The 4,468-nt window shown below is 73.2% G+C and carries 2 protein-coding genes and 2 pseudogenes; 1 reads left to right on the top strand and 3 read right to left on the bottom strand.

Annotation, left to right across the window (positions count from 1 at the left end; all coding sequences use genetic code 11):
* Positions 1-126: 126 nt before the first annotated feature.
* A pseudogene (locus tag AB7J25_RS30285) lies at positions 127-573 on the top strand (IS1634 family transposase); the annotation flags it as partial.
* Positions 574-760: 187 nt separating this feature from the next.
* Here the strand turns inward: AB7J25_RS30285 and AB7J25_RS30280 are convergent.
* The 3 genes and pseudogenes from AB7J25_RS30280 to AB7J25_RS30270 all read right to left on the bottom strand — a co-directional run.
* A pseudogene (locus AB7J25_RS30280) lies at positions 761-928 on the bottom strand (transposase family protein); the annotation flags it as partial.
* A gap of 415 nt (positions 929-1,343) precedes the next feature.
* Positions 1,344-4,220, bottom strand: a complete 2,877-nt coding sequence (locus AB7J25_RS30275; RefSeq protein WP_428514753.1) for an HAD-IB family hydrolase — start codon at positions 4,218-4,220, stop codon at positions 1,344-1,346.
* A partial coding sequence (locus tag AB7J25_RS30270; RefSeq protein ID WP_428514751.1) for a hypothetical protein occupies positions 4,207-4,468 on the bottom strand: 262 nt, incomplete at its 5' end. The genes AB7J25_RS30270 and AB7J25_RS30275, both read right to left, overlap by 14 nt.

The raw sequence follows: 4,468 nt of genomic DNA, 5'->3' as shown, positions 1-4,468 counted from the left end.
GTCCGCTCCGCCACAATCCGCCTCGGCGGCCAGGAGATCACCCTCGACCCCGACATCCCCACCGCCGCAGCAGAGATCCTCGATCAGCTACCCGCCGCGGGTCACTAACGAGGTGTCCTGACTCAGGGGAAGGTGTCGGTCAAACGCAACCGGTTCATCCGCCTGGTGGGCGCCGACAAGAGCGTGAACAGGGACCTGGAGGCCAAGGCGCGGGCATTGGCCGGGTGGAAGGGCTACATCACCAACCTGCCCAACCCCACCGCCGGGTTCGTGATCGACGCCTACCACCGGCTGTTCCAGATCGAGGCCTCGTTCCGAATGTCCAAACACGACCTAGCCGCCCGGCCGATCTACCACCACAAACGCGAATCGATCGACGCGCACCTGACGATCGTGCTCGCCGCGCTAGCGGTGTCTCGGCTGGTGGAGGAACGCACCGGCTGGTCGATCCGCCGCTTCGTGCGCACCACGCGGCGCTACCGCACCGTCCAGATCCGCGCCGGCCAGCAGATCCTCACCGCCGAGGACCCCCTACCCGCCGAACTCCGCGAGGCACTCGCATCGATCCGCTGACCAGCCGGGCGCACTAAATCTGGCAAGAGTCAGGTCTCGAGCATGGCGCCCTCACCTCCTGGGGCGGCTCGTGCCGCGGCGTGGGCGGGCAACCAGGCGCCGATCGCCGCGTCCACCGCGGCGGCGTCAGCGCCGGTGACCACCCGCCAGATGGTGGACTTCGACGGCGCCTCGGTGGCCGGCCGTAGAGCTGAGCGAGCAGCTGGGCGGGGACGTCGCCGACCCAGCCAGCGATCGCGGTGAACGAGGCCATGCCCGCCACGACCGCCGCCGCACACAGCGCGAGCACCACCGCGACCGGGTGAACCCGGCCCTGGTCCCGGCGACCATCGGACACAACGGCAAACCGTTGCACCAGGTCAGCGCACACCCGTACCGGAACGGACAGCTCGCCGGCACGGGACGCGACCGACGCGGCAGCACCGAGCCCAGCGATTCCGGACTCGGCAATGGCGGGATGCAGCAGCAACGGAGCTCCGGTAGCGAGAAGTCTGTGAGAGGCTCCTCCTGCTACCGGAGTTCCGTCGCCCACCCCGCCGCGACACGCCGAAGATCACCACGCTGTCCATCAGTGATCGCTTCCGCGCGGCGACCGCCCACCCACCGCGCTTATCAATCTTGAAACGGCCGTGGCTCCATGGCCGAGCGGTGTTGGCGTAGCGCGTCGGCGAGGACCCGCAGAGCACGGTTGGACGCGGGCATCGACGACGGGTAGACAGCACCCGGCTCCTCAACCAAGACCACACAGCGGCCACTTGCCACAGGGCAACTCACGCCAGCGCGACGATCTCCGCCAACCCCTCGGCCAGGCACGCCACCAGCTCGTCCGGCTCGGTGACGGCGGCCCCGTCGGAGTTGATGCCGATGCAGGCCGTCCCGGCGTGCGAGAGCAGCGTGAGCATCACGGCACAACCCGGGAGCGGGCCGAACGGGTACATGCGGGTGATCCGCGCACCGGCCATGTAGACCTCGTGGGGCAGGCCGGGGACGTTCGAGACCTGGACGTCGTTGGCCGACGACAGCCGCCCGGACACCGCACCGACGACCGGCGCGGGCAGCCACTCCATGACCGGCCCCAGGAGCCCGAGGACGTCCGGGTTCGCCCGCGCCGACAGCACGAACTCGCGCACGACCCGGATCCGTTCGACGGGGTCCTTCTCCGCCATCGACCCCACCAGCCGGGCTCCGGTGAACCGGTTGCCACCCTGCGGGTCGTCCTCGCGGCGCAGGCTGATCGGGAAGCCGATCGGGAGATCGCCGGGCTGGGCGCCGAGCAGCTCGTGGTAGCGGCGGAACCCGCCGATCACGGCGGCGAGGAGGCCGTCGTTGACCGAGCCGCCCGCTGCCTTCGCCCCGGCACGCAGCGCAGCGAGCGGGAGGTCGAGCACGTCGAAGCGCCAGGGACCCCCGCGCGGGGCGAGCAGCGGCGACCCCGACGGCGCGACGGCGGCCCCGCCGACGGTCCGGACGGCCGCGGCGGCCCGGGACAGCGTCGCGACGGGGTGGGTCAGCGCGCCGAGCAGCCCGGCGCCCTGGCGCAAGACCTCCCCGGGGACCGCGGTGACCGTGCGGGAGACCTGGCCGGTGAGCAGCGCGGACGGCACCGCGAACCCGGGATCGGGGACGGGCGGCTCCGGACGCGCCGGGTCGGGTTCCGGATGGTCGCGGTGCAGCTTCGAGATCAGCTGCAGCCAGCCGAGGGCATCCGTGGCGCTGTGGTGGATCACCGTCACGTACGCGGCGCCCCCGCCCGCCAGGCCGTCCACCAGCAGGGCGCGCCACGGTGGGCGGTCGCGGTCCAGCGGCGCACCGGCGAACTCGGCCGCCGCGTCCAGCATCTGGCGCTGCGACCCGGGCGCGGGCAGCGTCCGGTGGTGGACGTGGGCGTCCAGGTCAAGGGAGGCGACCGTGACCCACGTGGGCGCCCCGAGCCCGAGCGCGGGCTCGACCACCTTCTGGCGCATCCGCGGCACCATCCGCGACGCCCACTCGTGCGCGGCCCGGAAGCGCTCCCAGTCCGGGGCGGTGTCGAGCAGCTCCAGCATCGTGGCGTTGGCCCGCAGCCGGGGATCGGCGACCTCGGCGCGCCACATCGCCGTCTCCAGCGGGTTCATCTCCGGGGCCGTGCCCCAGTCCAGCGGGGCGTCCGGCACGGGGCCGGCCGGGCCGGTGGCGACCTGCACCTCGTGCACGGTCGGCCGCCACTGCGCGAGCGCGTCGACGAACCTGGCGCGGACGTCCGCGACGTGGTCGTCCAGCGTCGCGACCGTCCAGCCGTCCGTGGGGACCGGCGCCAGCACCCGCACCTGCACGGTGCCGGGCCGGATGGTCGACGAGTCGCGCCACATCAGCTCGCCAGCGTTGCGGATCACGACGGGCAGGATCGGCACGCCCGCCTGCATCGCGACGTGGAACGCGCCCTTCTTGAACGGGCCCAGCGCGGGGGTGGCCGACCGGGTGCCCTCCGGTGCGATGACGAGCGAGATCCCGTCGCGCAACCGCTGCACGGCGGGTTCGAGGGCCTTGCGCGCCTGGGCGCCGTCCGCGCGGTCCACGAACGCGACGTCCATGAGCCGGAACGCCAGACCGAAGCCCGGCATGGTCGCGAGCTCCTTCTTCGCGACCCCGGTGAACCCGCCGCGCAGCAGCTTCGCGAGCACGAGGACGTCGAGCTGGCTCTGGTGGTTGAACACGATCACGGCAGGGCGCGCTGCGAGATGCTCCGCGCCCTCGACGTCGACGTGCACGCCGGCGAGCGCGGCGCCGAGGTCGCCCGCCAGCGTGATGCCGAGATCGACACCGTCGCGCCGCGAGCCCCCGGCGACGAGCCCCGTGACGAGGCCGGCACCGAACCCGCCGAGCATCCCGCCGACCCCCGCGGCGGTGCGCACCACGTCGGTCACGCCCGTGTGGTTGCGGGAGCGGAAGCGGGCGACCGGCCAGCCCCGGGCGCGGGCCTGGGCGGCGAGGCCCCGGCCGGGGTTCAGCGCGCGCGGACGCCCGACCGTCTCCAGGAACGGGACGTCCTCGTCGCCGTTGGAGTAGGCGTAGCTCGCCGCGAGGTCGATGCCGTGGACCGGGGCGAACTCGCGCACGGCGGCCGCCTTGCCCGCCCGCCACAGCGGCGGCCCGCCCGGGCGCCCGGTGCAGATCCCGTTCTCGAACCCGACGGGCGTGACGAGGATGTGCTCCACGCCCATCGCCCGCGCGGCGGGCTCCACCTGGAAGCGGGTGGCCGACGAGGCCAGCACCACGGTGTGCCCGGCCCGGCGGTGCGCCTCCACCAGCCGCCACGCCTCCGGGTAGAGCGAGCGGGCGATGCCCTGCACGAACAGCCGCTCCCCCAGCTCGACCAGCTCGTCCTCGCTGCGCCCAGTCCAGGCGCGCATGCCGAGCACGAAGAACCGCTCGAAGTCCGCCTCGGTGGTGACCCCGCGCATCCCGATGAGCAGCAGCCGACCGACGTCGCCCGGGGTGACGTGCATCGAGCGCAGGTGGTGGCGGGCGAAGGTCCCGAACGAGTAGCCGTCGATGAGGGTGCCGTCGAAGTCGAAGAAGGCGCCGACCTGCGGTCCCTGGGGGCCCTGCTCGACGTCGGCGACCAGCCGGTCCTCCGTCCACTGCCCGTCACGTTCACGGTTCGACACCGGCTGCCTCCTGTCGGGTCGCCGCGTCGATCTCGTCGATCGTGGTCACCCGAGCGACGACGTCCTCGACGCGCTCGGCGAACCGCACCCGCCGGGCGGCGAGGTCGGGACCGTCGAGCATGCCCTGGTTGTCGGCCAGCCTCAGCGCGGAGGCGAACAGCTCACGCGACAGCGACTCGGGCCCGTGCAGCCTGCCCTGCAGCAGCAGCTGCTGGCCGAGCCCGGACGCGGCGTCGAGGAACTCCTTC

Origin of the sequence: Pseudonocardia sp., from assembly GCF_050246655.1 — a bacterium.
Classification (GTDB): domain Bacteria; phylum Actinomycetota; class Actinomycetes; order Mycobacteriales; family Pseudonocardiaceae; genus Pseudonocardia.
Note: the sequence above shows the minus strand (reverse complement) of the source record. Positions and strands in the feature narration are given on the sequence as shown.